Below are 16,478 nucleotides of genomic sequence, written 5' to 3'. Positions count from 1 at the left end.
TGTGTGTGATTAACTTGGCTGGAGCTCGTTAGCGACAGCCTACTGGAAGCCCCTGACTGAGTACAACTGGTCGTGCAGTACTCAATAACATTGAATCAACCCAAATAGAAAAGCCAGTTGATCTAACTGGCTTTGTTTGAGATTCAGGAATTGCAAATACCTACAGAACAGCCCAGAAAGCCTCTATTTGATCCAATACCTGATCTACCGATTCAGCCACCAGCAGCAAAGATCTATTCTCCGCTTTTAAGAACCCATCGGCAACCATCCGGTCTAATTGCTGAAGCATGAAATCGTAATAACCATTGGTATTAATAATAGCCACCGGACCATCGTAAATCTTTAGTTGACGCCAGGCCAGAATTTCGAACAGTTCATCGAGCGTTCCGTAACCACCCGGCAAGGCAATAACACCTTTTGCCAACTGTACCATTTTGTATTTCCGTTCGTGCATTGTTTCTACAAAATGGAGCTCGGTAAGCGTTTTATGAGCTACTTCCAGATCCGCAAGAAAATTCGGAATTACACCAGTTACTTCTCCCCCGTTGATCAGTACAGTATCGGCAACAGTTCCCATCAGGCCGAAGCCACCTCCGCCGTAGATTAATCGGATTTTACGGACGGCCAATTTTTCCCCAAGTTCTATGGCTACTTCTTTATAGATTGGGTTTGTGCCAGGATTTGAGCCACAATAGACAACAATACTATGCATAAAAATTTATCGGAGAGTCAGACTGATTAATTAGAAAAGACGATTATCGCTCAAAACTAAAGTAGCTCATTGCCAAGGAGAGCTAAATCTAAACTGCCGAATGTGCCGGAACTCATCAAAAGAAAAATTTCGGCAGTGTCATGCTGTTTTAGCAGGTAAGCTTGTAACGCATGACTATCCGTGAAAACGTGCAAATTTGGGTACTCAAAAGCTTCGATAACGTCTTCGGAAGTAATCGGGTCAGCTGAGTCCAGATAAGGCCCTGTATGGTCATTAAAATAGACAACAGCCTGGTCAGCGGCATTAAGTGTCCCTTTGTATTCGCCAAGAAATGCTTTTGTTAAGCTACTGAGCGTATGAAGTTCAACAACTGTTAAAAGTTTCTGACCTGGATATTGTTTTTTTACGGCCTCAGTCGACGCTTCAACTTTTGCTGGTGAATGCGCAAAGTCGCGGAAAAGAATTCTGCTGGCCGAACCTGCGCCCGTTTTCTCCGCAATTGTCTCCAATCGTAATGCTACCGGCTTAAACGATTGAATGGCTGCATAAAACTGATCTTCAGTGATGCCAATTCGATCACATACGGTCATTGCACCGGCAATATTTTTCATATTATACTCACCAAATAACTGTACCGGTATTTTGGCTCCCTGTCGGGTAAGCAAATACGTTTGCCCGCTAACAATTTCGCTGGGATGTGCTTCGTAGGGAATTTTAGTGATGTCGGTGCGTTCTTTCTGGCCAATTACATCAAGCATATCATCCGACTCATCAAAAGCCAGAATTCCTGCTTTGGGCATTGCTTCGGCAAGTGATTCGAATTGATCTACGTAGGCTTCCCAGGTAGGGTAAATGTTGACATGGTCCCAGGCAATGCCGCTAATAAGCGCGATATGCGGTTGATAATGCAGAAACTTTGGACGTGAATCAATGGGCGAAGATGCATACTCGTCTCCTTCAATAACGATTACAGGAGCATCTGGCGTTAGTTTGGCCATTGTCTCAAAACCGTCGATCTGTTCGCCAACCAGATAATCAAATGTGCGATTATGGTGTTTCAGAACGTGAAGAATGATTGCTGTAATGGTCGTTTTGCCATGACTACCTGCAATAACCACTCGCTGTTTTTGTTGGCTCTGCTGGTAAAGAAACTCAGGATAAGAGTAAATAGTTAGTCCTAATTCCTGTGCTTTCACCAACTCCGGATTATTCTGGTGAGCATGCATGCCAACAATAATGGCATCAAGCCCGGCATGAATTTTCTCCGGAAACCATCCTGTTTCGGTAGGTAACAGGCCGTTTTGCTGCAATCGTGTACGAGAGGGATCGTAAATTTCGTCGTCGGATCCAGTAATAATATAGCCTTGTTGTTGAAGGGCTAAAGCGAGGTTGTGCATCGCACTACCGCCGATAGAGATGAAGTGGATGGCCTGAGGCATTCGATAAAATCAGTCAGTGTCGTAAGGCAAAAGTAGGGCTTCTTTTTGGTTTGAAGAAAGAAGATGAGCTTCTGAACAAGTTCCTGTATTGTGTCACTATTAAATTTCAACTATATCCGAATCAAACCCCCTGCTTTTTCGTTCACTATCTTGCGAATAGGTAATACTTGGAAAGCCCGATTTTCGGACCCAAATTCGCGCCTGTTTTTTAGCACTACAGACCCCATTTTATGCGCCGAACATAGGGATGAAGACATACTATGACCTGATTGACCAGACATTTGAATTTCCGACGCGAGAATTCAATGTTGAGAACAACGAACTGATGTTCAACAATGTACCACTGATGGACATTGTAAAACAGTATGGGACGCCCCTCAAACTGACCTATTTGCCGAAAATCACGGAGCATATTGATCATGCAAAATTGCTGTTCAGAAATGCCATGAAGCGGTATAATTACAAAGGGAATTACACCTACTGTTATTGTACGAAGTCATCCCATTTTCGGTTTGTGCTTGACGAGGTTCTTAAAAACAACGTGCACCTCGAAACCTCATCGGCTTACGATATTCCTATTCTGCGAGAATTGTATAAAGCCGGTAAGTTTAACAAAAGCACGTATATAATCTGCAACGGCTATAAAAGGCCGCTCTATACCCAATACATCAGCGAACTCATTAACGATGGGTTCACGAACTGTATTCCAGTACTCGATAACCTCAAGGAAATTGAGGCTTATGAAAACGCAGTAACCGCCGAAACCGTCAATTTTGGGATCCGGATCGCTACCGACGAAGAACCGAACTTCGCGTTCTATACATCTCGTCTGGGAATTCGTTATAGCGATGTCAATGAACTGTATCGAAACAAAATTCAGCCGAATGAGCGATTTAAGCTCAAAATGCTGCATTTCTTCATCAATACGGGCATTAAAGACAGTGCGTATTATTGGAGTGAGTTAAGCCGCTTCATGTATAAATACTGCGAGTTACGGAAAATTTGTCCAGATCTCGATTCAATTGATATTGGGGGCGGAATGCCAATACAAACATCATTCCAGTTCACCTATGATTATCAGGCCATGATCGATCAGATTGTGGAGAGCATTCAATGGATCTGTAACAAGAACAATGTACCTGTACCGCATATTTTCACTGAGTTCGGTTCCTACACGGTGGGCGAAAGTGGAGCGGTTATTTACAAAGTGATCGACCAGAAATTGCAGAATGATAAAGAGCTTTGGTATATGATCGATGGCTCGTTCATTACGCAACTACCTGATTCGTGGGGACTTGGTCAGAAATATATCATGCTATCGGTCAATAACTGGGACAATCCTTACCAGAAAGTTAACCTGGGTGGTCTGACCTGCGATTCGCACGATTTTTATAATACTGAAGCGCATAGTGCAGACTTATACCTGCCTATTTTCGATCAGGATGCTGAAGATCAGTATATTGGCTTATTCCATACGGGTGCTTATCAGGAGTCACTGGGTGGTTATGGTGGTATCCAGCACTGTTTGATTCCGGCTCCGCAGCACGTCATTATCGATAAGGATGAAGAGGGTAACCTACGTTCGCGGTTATTTGCGCCAGAACAGAATAGCGAAGTAATGCTGAAAATTCTTGGCTATGGCGATGCTGAGCCAGGCATGACTGAACTGGAAGCTACTGAAGCGGCCGAAGAGCGTGAGGAAGAGGAGTTGGTAAAAGAAGAAAATTAGTCGTCTTAAAGCAGCGTATTTTTATCGTAACCCTAAAAATACGCTGCTTTAAAGTTACCGAATGATAAAGTCACTAAACGGGTGTATGATTTTTAGCACTATATTCGTTTAAGAATCTGAAGGTTAAAAGCAAAAACAGAGCGATATTTCATGAAAAAACTACTGATTTTAGGCGCTGTGCTGGCAACGTTATCGCTTGGGTCTTGTGCCCGCAGGGCCAATTGCCCGGCGTATGGTAGCGTGCAAAAGCCTGCACCAACGCAGGTACGGGTGTAAGAGAAAGAAATTTCCTTCAAGAAAAGCCTCTAAACCGATCGACGTTCAGAGGCTTTTTTCATTCAGGCATATCCTAATACGATCCGTGATGCTTCGAGTAGATTCGGGGCACTACCATCACATTCGGCGGAAAGTTCCGGTTCATGAGCAATACGAACAGTACGTACACCAACTCGCTTACCGGCCTGCATATCGCGTAAAGCATCGCCGATCATCCACGATTCGTCGGGTGTAATGTTGTATTTGGCCATCGCCTTTTCGAGCAGCAACGAACCGGGTTTGCGAGTTAGCGATTCGGTATCGTACTTCGGGTGGTGAGGGCAATAATAAATGTCATCGATGACCTGACCGCATTGTTCCTGCAAATAATTGTAACAGGCCATAACGTCGTCACGAGTGTAGAGCCCTTTGGCAATACCGGCCTGGTTCGTGATAACAATAAGCAAATAACCTGCATCTTTCAACAAACGCAGTGCTTCCGGTACGCCATCGGGTATGATGAAATCTTCAACGCGATAGACGTAATCTGTCCGGTCTTCATTTAAAACGCCGTCTCTGTCCAGAAAAACACACTTGCTCATCAAGAATCTATTGCTTTGGATTAGGCAATAATACAAATATTTGGTAAAATAATTGTATTATTACTTTAAAATGTTTGTGAAATTTTCGAGAGAGGAACAAAAGAGCTTAATAAACATAAAACGTGGATTATAATTCGTATGATCGAAGCTTCCATCATAGCGACTTAAACAACCGCTATAACTTGTCTCCTGACCACTCGAACTACCATCCACGTCCTGTTTAATTAAGCGCCCAAATCCAGAAGCCGTTGTTCTAACGCCTGAATTTTGGCTTCAGCATCGGCAAGCTTTTGACGTTCCCGATCAACAACGTCGGGTTTTGCATTGGCAACGAATTTCTCATTAGAAAGCTTTTTGACCGTTGAGTCACGGAACCCAACGTTGTACAGCAATTCCTTTTGGGTATTGGCAATCTCCTGCTCTACATCAATCTCACCAGCAATATCTACGAAAAACTCATCGCCTTTAATCAGGAACGACAAGCCGTCTGATTTCTCGCTGACGTAGCTTATTATGGACACATTTGCCATTTTTTGAATCAATGACTCAAGCACTTTAAAGCGCTCAGGGGCTGATGTCTTGATCGCTAATGGCAATTCGGTTTTTGGCGAAATCTGCTTGGCGTTCCGAATATTCCGGACGTTACTGATAACGTCGAATAATGTCTCGAAATCAACCAGAATCTGACTGTCTACAGTATCCACTTTTGGAAATGGCGCGATACAAATACTGTCACCGGATTGACGTTCCCGGATTTCCTGCCAGATTTCTTCCGTAATAAATGGCATGAACGGGTGAGCCAGACGCATTAACTGCTCAAAGAAATTGATCGTAGCCTCGTAGGTTGGCCGATCAATGGGTTGCTCGAAGCCGGGCTTGATCAGTTCGAGGTACTGTGAGCAGAAATCGTCCCAGATCAGCTTGTAGATGGCCTGTAAAGCATCCGAAATCCGGAATTTGCTGAAATGATCTTCAATCTCGATCAGGGTTGTATATAGCTTCGATTCGAACCAACGGATTGCTAACTGCTGGCTGTCGGTTGCTGGTTGCTCACTAATTGTCCAGCCTTTTACCAATCGGAACGCATTCCAGATTTTGTTGCTGAAATTACGACCCTGTTCTACCAATTTCTCATCGAACAGTAAATCATTTCCGGCGGCCGAACTGAACAGCATACCGGTTCGAACACCATCGGCTCCATATTTTTCAATCAGGTCGAGCGGGTCGGGCGAATTACCAAGCTGTTTCGACATTTTCCGACCCAGCTTATCGCGAACCATACCCGTAAAGTAAACGTCCTTAAAAGGTCGCTCACCTTTATACTCATAACCCGCAATAATCATCCGGGCAACCCAGAAGAAGATAATGTCGAAGCCAGTAACGAGTGTATTGGTTGGGTAATAATAATCGAGATCCTCCGGGCCAGCTTTCGGATCATCGGGGTTACCCGACGGTTTGAAAACAGACATCGGCCAGAGCCACGACGAGAACCACGTATCCAGAACGTCTTCATCCTGAGTCAGGTCGGCCTCGGTCATGGCAAAGAGCAGCATTTCGTGCTGTACTTTCTCCAACGCTTCGTGTTTGTTTTTCGCCACGATCACGGTACCGTCCTGCATATAAAATGCCGGAATCCGTTGCCCCCACCACAACTGGCGACTAATGCACCAGTCATGCGGATTCTCCATCCAGGAACGATACATGTTCTTGTATTTCGATGGATGGAGTTGAATAACATCGTTCATAACGTTCTCGAATGCTGGCTTCGAGAGTTCGTCCATTTTCAGGAACCACTGCAAGGATAGTTTTGGCTCGATCACCGCATTGGTCCGCTCCGAGAAACCAACATTTGACTTATAGTCCTCGGCCTTGACCAGATTGCCCGACTCTTCAAGCAGCTTGATAATCGCTTTACGGGCCGCAAAACGATCCTGACCGACCAGAATCTGAGCTTTTTCATTCAGCGTACCATCGTCGTTCAGAATATCCAGAACGGGTAAATTGTGCTTGATGCCCAGCGTGTAGTCATTGGGATCATGAGCGGGCGTAACTTTCAGGCCGCCCGTTCCGAAATCCATCGTGACGTATTCATCCAGAATAATCGGAATCTCACGGTTAATGAGCGGAATAATGGCTTTTTTACCATGCAGGTGTTTGTATCGTTCGTCATTCGGATTGACCGCAATAGCCGCATCGGCCATAATGGTCTCCGGCCGAACCGTAGCAATGGTCATGTAATCTTGCCCCGCGCTCCCCGCTATTTCGTACTGAATGTAGACCAGCTTTTGCTGAACCTCTTTGGTGATAACTTCTTCGTCTGAAACAGCCGTTAATCCTTGTGGGTCCCAGTTGACCATGCGGACGCCACGGTAAATCTTGCCTTTGTTATAGAGATCAACGAATGTATCGATAACCGATTCATAGAGAGCCGGTTCCATTGTAAATCGTGTACGATCCCAGTCGCAGGAAGCACCCAGTTTGCGGAGTTGCTGAAGAATAATGCCCCCGTATTTGTGGGTCCATTCCCAGGCATACTCCATAAACTGCTCGCGCGTGAGGTCGTGCTTATTAATGCCTCGTTCTTTCAGCATCGCCACAACTTTAGCTTCAGTAGCAATGCTGGCGTGGTCAGTGCCCGGAACCCAGCAGGCATTTTTACCTTCCATACGCGCCTTCCGAATCAGCACATCCTGAATCGTATTATTGAGCATATGGCCCATATGCAACACCCCGGTTACGTTTGGGGGCGGAATGACGATGGTGTAAGGTTCACGTTTGTCGTCAACATCCGTTGGGGGTGTAGATTTAAAAAATTGGTTATCAATCCAATATTGATACCATTTTTCCTCAATGTCCTGTGGGGTGTATGTTTTTGAAATCATAAAGCAGTCGAAACCGAAAGACCTTTCTATCAAGTAAGAAACCTAATACTGGTAGAAAAGGAGCGTTATTACCTATAGAAAAGCAAAATTAGCTAAATTGGGTAGGGCGTAAAAACGAAAGGCCGTCTTTCGTAGTTTTAGATGTACACTTCATGGCACACCTATGGAATTCGGAAAAATACATAATCTCGATACGGTTAATCTCACATTGCCGCCCGGCTCGGCTTTCAATGCTCGTGTGTGGGCAGGTGTAGAGCCAACCAAGCGGCCTACTGTATGCATAGGTGGCCCAATTTGGGCCAATAAAGATTACGTTGGCAAAGTTTATCCATCGAACGCAAAAGAGAAAGATTTTCTGCATTATTATACCCGGCAATTCAACACAATTGAGTTAAATCTGACGCATTACCAGATTCCGACGATGGGCATGATTGAAAAATGGAAAGCCGAAGCAACTGATCGATTTACATACTGCCCCAAATTTCCCCAGATTATCAGCCATGAACGGCAATTAGTCGCCACCGAAGGACTCACCGAAGAGTTTGTCAATGCCGTGTTCGGACTAGAGGAGTTTTTAGGTATGACTTTTTTACAACTACCTCCCTTGTTTGGACCCGATAAGTGGCCTGTATTGGAAACGTATCTGAAAAGCTTACCCGACGAACTCGATGTGGCCGTAGAATTTCGACATCCCGACTGGTTTGGCAAAGCTGCGTTATGGCAGCAAACCCTTGAACGACTCTACGCCCTGCGTCGACATGTGGTGATTACCGACGTTGCCGGTCGGCGCGATGTATTGCATATGGGCCTGAGCAGTCCTGTTCTGACGCTTCGGTTTATTGCCAATGAAGGCCACTCAACCGATTATACCCGCACCGATACCTGGATACAACGATTGAAAACCTGGTTCGATAAAGGACTGCAAACGGCTTATCTGTTTGTTCACGGCGGTGGAGATAATGACACTGCACCCGAGCTAATCCTGTACTGGATTCGCGAATTGAACAAACATTGTGGGTTGAATCTGCGAGAACCGGTGCTTCAACCCAAGGTGGTGCAGGGCAGTTTGTTTTGATTTGCCAACCCGACCAATTACATTTGCTCTATGATTTTAGCAAGCACAAACCATCGGCATCATCATTCTGGGCGGTAACGCAGCAGAACGAGACGCGCGTGTTTGTGATTTCGGAGAGATAATCCTGATTAACACAATATACAAAGCCCGGTTCTGCCAAGGATCCGGGCTTTATGTTGTTAAAAATATGAAAACGGTCATTATCAAATACAATGCAGGAAACGTCCAGTCGGTCATGTATGCCCTGGAGCGATTGGGGGCCAGTTATCTGCTTACCGATGATGAGGCCGAAATTCGGTCGGCCGATAAAGTCATCTTTCCGGGCGTTGGTGAAGCCAGCACGGCAATGGCTTATCTAAGGCAACGGGGTTTAGACAAACTCATTCCATCCTTGAAACAACCTGTATTAGGAACCTGTGTTGGAATGCAGCTGATGTGTCGCTATTCGGAAGAAAACGACACGACCTGCATGGGTATTTTCGATATTGATGTTCGGCGGTTTCCGGCTCTGCATAAAGACGGAGAGCCTCGTTTGAAAGTACCACATACGGGCTGGAACAGCATACACACGTTGCAGGGGCCACTCACTGAGGGATTGGCCGAGAATGCTTATGTCTATTTTGTGCATAGCTACGCGGCCGATGTTTGTCCGCAGACAACAGCTGTTTGTGATTATATCCGGCCATTCAGCGCCATGCTGCATCGCGATAACTTTTATGCCGCTCAGTTTCATGCTGAAATCAGCGGAAACGTTGGACAACAAATACTAGAGAATTTTTTGACATTGTAATGCGGGTTGAAACCTGCTTCTGATAAAAGCTAAATGGCGGATTAAAACCCGCGTTACGTATGTATATCATTCCCGCAATCGATATTATCGAAGGTAAAGCCGTCCGACTTACGCAGGGCGATTATCACCAGAAAAAAGAATACAATGCCCGGCCACTTGAGGTAGCCCAGCAATTTGAAGATGCAGGCTTAACGCGCTTACATCTGGTGGACCTCGATGGTGCCAAAGAGAAGCACGTTATAAACTGGAAAGTATTGGAGCAAATTGCTTCCAAAACCCGGCTCCACGTCGATTTTGGCGGAGGAGTTCAGTCTGACGACGACCTGCGCGTTGTGTTTGAATGTGGCGCTAAACAGGTAACGGGTGGTAGCATTGCCGTAAAGAATCCTGACCTGATGGAGCGGTGGCTCTCGCGGCACGGTGCAGACGCTATTATTCTTGGCGCTGATGCCAAAAATGAGAAGATTGCCGTTAGCGGTTGGGAAGAATCGACCGAAGTATGGGTCTACGATTTTGTCGAGAAATGGGTCGAGAAAGGCGTCAAATACGTCATTAGTACCGATGTGGCGAAGGATGGATTGCTGCAGGGGCCTTCGTTTGATCTATATCGAAACTTACAGGATCAATTCCCCAACCTGAATATTATTGCCAGTGGCGGTGTCAGCAATATGGCCGACATCGAAACATTGGCCGATATGGGGGTCTTTGGCGTTATTGTCGGTAAGGCGATTTATGAAGGACGTGTAACCCTGAAAGAGCTGAGTCAGCTTTCATTGCAATAGCCTTTCAATACGACGATGCGTCTGGTCATTCGCTTATTGCTCTTTTTTTGCTTATCAGGCAAGGTATTGGCTGCCGGTCAAGTCGACTCAACCAGAAATTCTAAGCTGGCGATTTTGGCGAAGAAAATGCACCTCAAAGAGACTGAATTAGAAGAAGGTGACTACGAGGTTCGCATCTGGAACAAGTGTGGATTATGCTTTGGTGACGCTCAAATGCTCTATCGCTTAATTAAAAAGCAAAAAAGCTTTACCGTTTTTAAATACATAATCCTTTCAGACCAGCGCGGTTTTCGCCATGCAACCTCGTTTAAACCGACAGTTCCGGTTACAGATAACCTGTGGAGCCGGTTGGTTGAGCAGGGCATTTTAACATTACCCGACCAGGCTGCCATTCATGATCAATTGTTTCCAAAACCTCAGAAAGATTCTACCTGGACCGTGATCGAGGCTGATGGAAGCGTTAGCGTTAAAGCGAAGATTCGGCAGAATCGATCGGTTTTAATAAGCGATGGCGAGAGCTACTATTTTGATGTATTTAGTGCAACTGGTTATCACAACTATGGCTATAGCAACCCACGCGAGTATCTCAAAGCTATGCCTACGATTGCAGAGCTACAGAAAGTCGTAGGCATATTAGATGAACTAGCGCCAGCTTTTAATTCAACCAACTAATGTTCAGTAAGTTATGAACAGTAAGTATACTGTCAGCGCCGATAAAACAAAGCTTAACCTGGACGTAATCCATCGCTATTTGAGTCAGGAAGCCTACTGGTGCCTGAACATTCCAATCGATATTGTTCAGCGATCAATCGAAAATTCGCTCTGCTTTGGTGTGTACCTGGGCGATCAGCAGGTTGGTTTTGCACGAGTCGTGACGGATTTGGCGACATTTGGCTATCTGGCCGATGTGTTTATCCTGCCGGAACACCGAGGCATAGGCCTATCGAAACAATTGATGAAATTTATTATGGCCTATCCAGCTTTGCAGGGATTACGACGGATTATGCTCGTTACGCGTGATGCTCACGGGTTATATGAACAATTTGGTTTTCAGCCCATCGAAAACCCCGAAAATACCATGTTTATCAAAGCTTTTACATCGTACTAATGCTGACCAAGCGAATCATTCCCTGCCTCGATATTAAAGACGGACGAACCGTAAAAGGAACCAATTTCGTAAACCTGCGCGATGCCGGTGATCCGGTTGCCCTGGCCGCTATCTATGCCGAACAGGGTGCTGATGAGCTGGTTTTTCTGGATATCACAGCTACAGTCGATGGCCGTAAAACACTGATTGAACTCGTCCGTAACGTAGCGCATACGATCAATATTCCGTTTACCGTTGGGGGCGGCATTTCCTCAGTTGCCGATGTGTCGGCTTTACTCAACGCCGGAGCTGATAAAATTTCGATCAATTCCTCGGCCGTTCGTAATCCGGATTTAGTCAATGAGCTGGCGCTGGAATTTGGCAGCCAGTGCGTGGTAGTAGCCATTGATACGCGGTACGTAGACGGCGAACACATCGTTCATACGCACGGTGGGCGCAAGCCTACAGAACTGCGCACGATTGCCTGGGCGAAAGAAGTGGAGGATCGCGGTGCCGGTGAAATTCTGCTGACGTCGATGGATACTGATGGCACAAAAGCTGGTTTTGCCCTTGAGTTAACCGCGCGGATTTCAGGTTCGGCCAACATTCCGGTTATTGCCTCGGGTGGGGCAGGCACTATGGAACATTTCGTGGATGTTTTCACAATCGGCAAAGCCGATGCGGGTTTGGCCGCCAGTATTTTTCACTTCAAAGAAATCGAGATCCCTGCTCTGAAAGGCTATTTGAAAGACAAAGGAATTGAAATGCGGTTGTAGCGTTTCGCCCTTCTGGCCAAGGAAAATTTAAGTCGTTTCTTTGGCTAGAAAGACAAAAACTCAAAACTTAAAGCCTAAGTCCAAAGCTACAACCCGGTTCTTGGAAACCAGTTGACTACCCCGCGCCACATTGATTAATCCACGCTGGTAACTAAAACCAATGTTGAACGCATTGTTCTGATTGATTTTATACTGAATACCCGTCCCAAGCAGCATTTCAACATCGCCGAAACCATACTGACGACGATCGCCACCACTTTCGGCCAGATAGAGCCCGTTTCGTGGCTGATCCAGCGCTCTTTCTGCCAGCTTTATGCTTACCAAACCACCCGTTTGAATATACAACCGCATGTTGGGTGCTATGTTGTTGGCAAACAGCTTTACGGTTAAGGGTACTTGCAGGTATTGAAGATTATAAATCGATTCTTTCTCCGGTGCACCAGGATTCCAGATGGTTTGGCCAAACGAGCCGGGCATCTGAAAGCCTGACCGTTTGATCGTATACCAGAGACCGGTGCTAAAGGCATATCGATTCTTGAAAAAGAAATAATCCAGCGATGGGCCCACACTCATTCGAACACCCGCGCCATTGCTCCGGAAGCCGGTATAGCTGCCGGTACCTTCAGCTGTATTCAGATCGAGTGAGGGAGCAAACCGGATGCTCATTTCAATAAGATGCGTTGGCCAGGCATAATCGGGCCCTGATCCGTAGCCATTGTTTTCATCCGTATCCTGGGTGCTTTGCTGTTGCTTTTTGCGCCGGCGTTTGCGATCATCGTCATAAGCACGGCGATTCTGGTCCTGACCGTCGTAATTGTCACCCAAAATTTTACGGAATCGTTTTTCTGTTACGCTCGATTCCTTCGTTCTCATTTGGTAGAGTGCGGGCGATGACGACTGGGCCCAACTGCTGATCGTTACCAGCGTTACCAAAATCAAACTTAACCCTGCAACTTTTTTCATAATTTTGCACGTTTTCAATACAGAAAACCAGTGTGTTTCATGCGACTATGGACGGCCCTTGTAGGGCTTTTTTGCCTGTTTTTGTTGGCTTCGTGTACAAAAAACGAAGACATTACGCTTATCCGACTCGACCAACAACTGTTTTCGGCCAAGTCTTCTGATGGTGTTCGGACATTCCTGAACCAGAATCCATCAGTGGCTCAATTGTACTTTAACGCGAATGGAGCCGGAAATGATACGGCACTCGTCCGAGAATTGACCAACCGGATCAAGAATCCGGCGTTGAACGAATTACACAAACAGGTCGAAGCCGAATTTGGCGACATGAACGACCTGAAAAAACAACTGGCCGAAGCCTTTACGAAAATCAAAAAAGACTTTCCTGATTTTCGTTCACCTAAAATCGCTACGCTCGTAACGGGGTTCGCCGGGCCGGATTTGGTCATTACCGATAGCCTGATCGTTATAGGCATTGATTATTTCGCTGGTCCAACCTCTAAATACCGCCCCCGAGGCCCTGAATTTCCACAGTATATTTTGCGTCGTTACCAGAAAGAGTACATCGTTCCGGCTATTATTTTTGCTATATCGGATAAATACAATGCCACGACCCGCTCAGACCAAACGATGCTGGCCGATATGGTCTATTATGGCAAAGGCTACGTATTTACGAAAGCCATACTGCCTAATACGCCCGACAGTCTGGTTATCGGATATTCAGACAAACAATTGACCGAAACGTTTAATGCCCAGGATGTGGTCTGGGGGCATTTTATTGATAATCAGTTATTATACCAAACGAATCCTGCGGTAAAACAGCGATATTTGAACGAACGGCCATTTACGGCCGAGATAGGGCAGGGTTGTCCCGGTGCTATTGGCCGCTGGTTAGGCTGGCGAATTGTTGGGCGCTATCATGACAAACAGGCAAGCGTTGGTATTGCAGAGTTAATGCGTAATGCCGACGCCCGGCAGATTTTTGAACAATCAGGTTATAAAGGTCAAAAAGACAATTGATTCATATCATTTTTCCACCGTTGAACGAACAATATTTTTGACCAAATAACGACAACTCATACAGAGGTCATCGAGAAGAATTACTACTAATGGCAAAACGAAATTTTGGCGAGGAAGCCAGTAAAGAAGATAAGAAAAAGTTAAGCCGGGAAGGTATCAAAAAAGCATTGAGCATTTTCCGGTTCATAAAGCCATATCGAATTCAGTATATAATTGGCTTTCTGTTTCTGGTGCTGTCAACGGGCACGACAATGAGCTTTGGTCTGCTAATTGGACAGATTACGAGCGTTATTCAGGGAAAATCGCCGTTTACGCTTAATCAGGTAACCCTGTTTTTTGTCGGTGTACTGGTGGCGCAGGCTATTTTCTCGTTCTTCCGTATTTACTTTTTTTCGCAGGTAAGTGAGCGGGCAATGGCCGATGTACGTCGGGCTACCTATAGCAAGATCATTACATTACCCATTCCGTTTTTTGAGCAACGGCGTGTGGGCGAATTAACCAGCCGTATCTCAGCCGACGTTTCGTCTTTACAGGACGTATTGACGCTGACACTGGCCGAGCTTTTCCGGCAGGTAGCAACATTGACCATTGGCACGGCCATTATCTTCTACGTTTCCTGGAAACTGACGCTGTTTATGCTGGCCACGTTTCCCATGATTATTGTAGCCGCAATGTTCTTCGGGCGGTTTATTCGCCGGCTGTCGAAGCAGGCACAGGATCTGCTGGCACAGGCTAACGTAATTGTTGAAGAGACACTGCAATCCGTAAATGTCGTTAAAGCCTTTACGAACGAAAAAATAGAGATCAATCGCTACGGAACGGCTTTAAATAAAGTTGTGGATACAGCCCTTCGATCGGCTAAGTTCCGGGGCGTCTTCGTTTCGTTCATCATTTTCGCCCTCTTCGGTGGAATCATCGGTGTGGTGTGGTACGGTGGCTCGTTGGTAATGGCCAATGAAATGCCCTTTGCCGACTTGCTGACGTTTATCGTTTATACAACATTTATTGGGGGTTCGGTGGCGGGTATGGGCGATTTATACGCTCAGCTACAACGAACGATTGGTGCATCAGAACGGATTCTCGAAATTCTGGAAGAACCGTCAGAAGTAGACGCCAACGAAGAACTGCCACTATTTGTACCCGTACAGGGTCATGTTCAATTCCAGGATGTACAATTCTCGTATCCGTCCAGACCCGATATTCCAGTATTAAAAGGCATTTCCCTCGATGTGGCTACCGGGCGTAAGATTGCGCTCGTTGGAAAAAGCGGAGCCGGCAAATCGACTATTGTACAACTGTTGATGCGCTATTACGCAACCGCCAACGGACAGATTACCGTAGATGGACGGAATCTGGCGAGTTTTAACATCACCGAACTGCGGAGAAACATCGCCGTTGTGCCTCAGGAAGTCATGCTCTTTGGCGGCACAATTCTGGAAAATATTCAATACGGTAAGCCCGGCGCCACCGAAGCTGAAGTGCGCGAAGCAGCGCGTAAAGCCAATGCCCTTCAATTTGTCGACTCATTCCCAGAAGGTTTTCAGACAATTGTGGGCGAGCGTGGCGTTAAATTATCCGGTGGGCAACGGCAGCGAATAGCCATTGCCCGGGCTATACTGAAAGACCCTGCTATTCTGATTCTCGATGAAGCAACTAGTTCGCTCGATGCGGAGTCTGAGAAATTAGTGCAGGAGGCACTGGACAAACTGATGCAGAATCGAACGACGATCATTATTGCGCACCGTTTGGCTACGATTCGTAAGGTAGATCGAATCTATGTGATTCGTGAAGGGCAGATTGCCGAAGCGGGTACACATGATGAATTAGCCATTCAGGAAGACGGGATCTACGCGAATCTGGTTAAATTGCAGTTTGAAACCATCGAATAACCATTTGTTGTTTACCGATTATACACGGTAAATAATAAACGACCAACCCTGAACGGAAATGGCCTTAGCAGCGAAAACCCTGAAAGACTTTAACCTTCGGCATACAAATGGCCGGGAGGAAGTGCTGGATTTGTTTCTGAACGCTGGTCATGCACTGGCGCATAATGATGTCGAAAACGGTCTTGGCCCTGACCATGACCGCGTAACGATTTATCGGACGCTACGAACGTTTCTGGATAAAGGATTACTACATAAAGTTCTCGATGATGAGGGTGGAACAAAATATGCCCTATGCCGCGAGACCTGTGCCCACGGCCATCATCACCATGACCATGTTCATTTCAAATGCGAAGCGTGCGGGCAGACAACCTGTTTAGATCAGGTTCGGATTCCAGCCATTGCCTTGCCGGAAGGTTATGACCGGAAGGAGATGAATTTGCTGATTCAGGGTGTTTGTCTGGATTGTAATAAGTAAGGAAT

16 protein-coding genes are annotated in these 16,478 nt (G+C 46.0%); 11 read left to right on the top strand and 5 right to left on the bottom strand.

The genetic code is table 11. The annotated features are described in order from the left end of the window. Nucleotides 1-160: 160 nt before the first annotated feature. Nucleotides 161-712 carry an LOG family protein gene (locus tag GJR95_RS30195; protein WP_162389399.1) on the bottom strand — a complete coding sequence of 184 codons (552 nt, stop codon included), beginning with the start codon at nucleotides 710-712 and terminating at the stop codon, nucleotides 161-163. A 56-nt stretch (nucleotides 713-768) separates the two neighbouring features. Then, nucleotides 769-2,151 carry a UDP-N-acetylmuramate--L-alanine ligase gene (locus GJR95_RS30190; RefSeq protein WP_162389398.1) on the bottom strand — a complete coding sequence of 461 codons (1,383 nt, stop codon included), beginning with the start codon at nucleotides 2,149-2,151 and terminating at the stop codon, nucleotides 769-771. Nucleotides 2,152-2,398: 247 nt separating this feature from the next. Here GJR95_RS30190 and GJR95_RS30185 point away from each other — a divergent pair, with 247 nt between their 5' ends. Both GJR95_RS30185 and GJR95_RS42600 read left to right on the top strand, forming a co-directional pair. Beyond that, a complete protein-coding gene (locus GJR95_RS30185; protein WP_162389397.1) occupies nucleotides 2,399-3,880 on the top strand; it encodes a type III PLP-dependent enzyme domain-containing protein in 1,482 nt (493 codons plus the stop codon). A gap of 150 nt (nucleotides 3,881-4,030) precedes the next feature. Next, nucleotides 4,031-4,156, top strand: a complete 126-nt coding sequence (locus GJR95_RS42600) for a hypothetical protein (protein WP_262889735.1) — start codon at nucleotides 4,031-4,033, stop codon at nucleotides 4,154-4,156. A 62-nt stretch (nucleotides 4,157-4,218) separates the two neighbouring features. Here GJR95_RS42600 and GJR95_RS30180 read toward each other — a convergent pair whose 3' ends face one another. Both GJR95_RS30180 and GJR95_RS30175 read right to left on the bottom strand, forming a co-directional pair. Beyond that, nucleotides 4,219-4,737 carry a D-glycero-alpha-D-manno-heptose-1,7-bisphosphate 7-phosphatase gene (locus tag GJR95_RS30180; RefSeq protein WP_162389396.1) on the bottom strand — a complete coding sequence of 173 codons (519 nt, stop codon included), beginning with the start codon at nucleotides 4,735-4,737 and terminating at the stop codon, nucleotides 4,219-4,221. A 224-nt stretch (nucleotides 4,738-4,961) separates the two neighbouring features. Then, complete coding sequence (locus GJR95_RS30175) at nucleotides 4,962-7,619, bottom strand: valine--tRNA ligase (RefSeq protein ID WP_162389395.1); 2,658 nt, start codon at nucleotides 7,617-7,619, stop codon at nucleotides 4,962-4,964. Between the two features lie 163 nt (nucleotides 7,620-7,782). Here GJR95_RS30175 and GJR95_RS30170 point away from each other — a divergent pair, with 163 nt between their 5' ends. The 6 genes from GJR95_RS30170 to hisF all read left to right on the top strand — a co-directional run bounded on the left by GJR95_RS30170 (nucleotide 7,783) and on the right by hisF (nucleotide 12,129). Beyond that, entirely contained in the window at nucleotides 7,783-8,694 is a 912-nt protein-coding gene (locus GJR95_RS30170; protein WP_162389394.1) for a DUF72 domain-containing protein, read from the top strand. Between the two features lie 187 nt (nucleotides 8,695-8,881). Further along, on the top strand, nucleotides 8,882-9,484 hold the full coding sequence (hisH, locus tag GJR95_RS30165) for an imidazole glycerol phosphate synthase subunit HisH (RefSeq protein ID WP_162389393.1): 603 nt from the start codon (nucleotides 8,882-8,884) through the stop codon (nucleotides 9,482-9,484). A gap of 59 nt (nucleotides 9,485-9,543) precedes the next feature. Then, the gene (gene hisA / locus GJR95_RS30160; RefSeq protein WP_162389392.1) at nucleotides 9,544-10,266 is read left to right on the top strand and encodes a 1-(5-phosphoribosyl)-5-[(5-phosphoribosylamino)methylideneamino]imidazole-4-carboxamide isomerase; all 723 of its coding nucleotides are present in this window, start codon (nucleotides 9,544-9,546) and stop codon (nucleotides 10,264-10,266) included. A 15-nt stretch (nucleotides 10,267-10,281) separates the two neighbouring features. Beyond that, complete coding sequence (locus GJR95_RS30155) at nucleotides 10,282-10,938, top strand: hypothetical protein (RefSeq protein WP_162389391.1); 657 nt, start codon at nucleotides 10,282-10,284, stop codon at nucleotides 10,936-10,938. A gap of 13 nt (nucleotides 10,939-10,951) precedes the next feature. Then, nucleotides 10,952-11,374, top strand: a complete 423-nt coding sequence (locus GJR95_RS30150; protein WP_162389390.1) for a GNAT family N-acetyltransferase — start codon at nucleotides 10,952-10,954, stop codon at nucleotides 11,372-11,374. After that, entirely contained in the window at nucleotides 11,374-12,129 is a 756-nt protein-coding gene (hisF, locus tag GJR95_RS30145) for an imidazole glycerol phosphate synthase subunit HisF (RefSeq protein ID WP_162389389.1), read from the top strand. The genes GJR95_RS30150 and hisF overlap by 1 nt, the downstream gene beginning before the upstream one ends. A 60-nt stretch (nucleotides 12,130-12,189) precedes the next feature. Here the strand turns inward: hisF and GJR95_RS30140 are convergent, their stop codons facing one another. Then, nucleotides 12,190-13,092, bottom strand: coding sequence for a porin family protein (locus GJR95_RS30140; protein ID WP_162389388.1), 903 nt, complete (start codon nucleotides 13,090-13,092; stop codon nucleotides 12,190-12,192). Between the two features lie 39 nt (nucleotides 13,093-13,131). On the opposite strand from GJR95_RS30140, the gene gldB reads away from it, so the two are divergent. From gldB to GJR95_RS30125, 3 genes are all read left to right on the top strand, one after another. Then, nucleotides 13,132-14,109 (top strand): gliding motility lipoprotein GldB, encoded by a 978-nt coding sequence (gldB, locus tag GJR95_RS30135; RefSeq protein WP_162389387.1) that lies wholly within the window; start codon nucleotides 13,132-13,134, stop codon nucleotides 14,107-14,109. An 89-nt stretch (nucleotides 14,110-14,198) separates the two neighbouring features. Continuing rightward, nucleotides 14,199-15,998 (top strand): ABC transporter ATP-binding protein, encoded by a 1,800-nt coding sequence (locus GJR95_RS30130; protein WP_162389386.1) that lies wholly within the window; start codon nucleotides 14,199-14,201, stop codon nucleotides 15,996-15,998. A 58-nt stretch (nucleotides 15,999-16,056) separates the two neighbouring features. Beyond that, nucleotides 16,057-16,473, top strand: coding sequence for a Fur family transcriptional regulator (locus tag GJR95_RS30125; protein ID WP_162389385.1), 417 nt, complete (start codon nucleotides 16,057-16,059; stop codon nucleotides 16,471-16,473). Nucleotides 16,474-16,478 lie beyond the last annotated feature (5 nt).

This window comes from Spirosoma endbachense (genome assembly GCF_010233585.1).
In the GTDB taxonomy this organism is placed as follows: Bacteria; Bacteroidota; Bacteroidia; order Cytophagales; family Spirosomataceae; genus Spirosoma; species Spirosoma endbachense.
Note: the sequence above shows the minus strand (reverse complement) of the source record. Positions and strands in the feature narration are given on the sequence as shown.

Excerpts from the sequence above, each read along its gene's own strand:
- GJR95_RS30170 (WP_162389394.1), top strand. The coding sequence starts at position 7,783 with ATGGAATTCGGAAAAATACATAATCTCGATACGGTTAATCTCACATTG.
- GJR95_RS30180 (WP_162389396.1), bottom strand. The coding sequence starts at position 4,737 with ATGAGCAAGTGTGTTTTTCTGGACAGAGACGGCGTTTTAAATGAAGAC.
- GJR95_RS30190 (WP_162389398.1), bottom strand. The coding sequence starts at position 2,151 with ATGCCTCAGGCCATCCACTTCATCTCTATCGGCGGTAGTGCGATGCAC.
- hisA (WP_162389392.1), top strand. The coding sequence starts at position 9,544 with ATGTATATCATTCCCGCAATCGATATTATCGAAGGTAAAGCCGTCCGA.
- gldB (WP_162389387.1), top strand. The coding sequence starts at position 13,132 with ATGCGACTATGGACGGCCCTTGTAGGGCTTTTTTGCCTGTTTTTGTTG.
- GJR95_RS30125 (WP_162389385.1), top strand. The coding sequence starts at position 16,057 with ATGGCCTTAGCAGCGAAAACCCTGAAAGACTTTAACCTTCGGCATACA.
- GJR95_RS30150 (WP_162389390.1), top strand. The coding sequence starts at position 10,952 with ATGAACAGTAAGTATACTGTCAGCGCCGATAAAACAAAGCTTAACCTG.
- GJR95_RS30130 (WP_162389386.1), top strand. The coding sequence starts at position 14,199 with ATGGCAAAACGAAATTTTGGCGAGGAAGCCAGTAAAGAAGATAAGAAA.
- hisF (WP_162389389.1), top strand. The coding sequence starts at position 11,374 with ATGCTGACCAAGCGAATCATTCCCTGCCTCGATATTAAAGACGGACGA.
- hisH (WP_162389393.1), top strand. The coding sequence starts at position 8,882 with ATGAAAACGGTCATTATCAAATACAATGCAGGAAACGTCCAGTCGGTC.
- GJR95_RS42600 (WP_262889735.1), top strand. The coding sequence starts at position 4,031 with ATGAAAAAACTACTGATTTTAGGCGCTGTGCTGGCAACGTTATCGCTT.
- GJR95_RS30185 (WP_162389397.1), top strand. The coding sequence starts at position 2,399 with ATGAAGACATACTATGACCTGATTGACCAGACATTTGAATTTCCGACG.
- GJR95_RS30140 (WP_162389388.1), bottom strand. The coding sequence starts at position 13,092 with ATGAAAAAAGTTGCAGGGTTAAGTTTGATTTTGGTAACGCTGGTAACG.
- GJR95_RS30155 (WP_162389391.1), top strand. The coding sequence starts at position 10,282 with ATGCGTCTGGTCATTCGCTTATTGCTCTTTTTTTGCTTATCAGGCAAG.
- GJR95_RS30195 (WP_162389399.1), bottom strand. The coding sequence starts at position 712 with ATGCATAGTATTGTTGTCTATTGTGGCTCAAATCCTGGCACAAACCCA.
- GJR95_RS30175 (WP_162389395.1), bottom strand. The coding sequence starts at position 7,619 with ATGATTTCAAAAACATACACCCCACAGGACATTGAGGAAAAATGGTAT.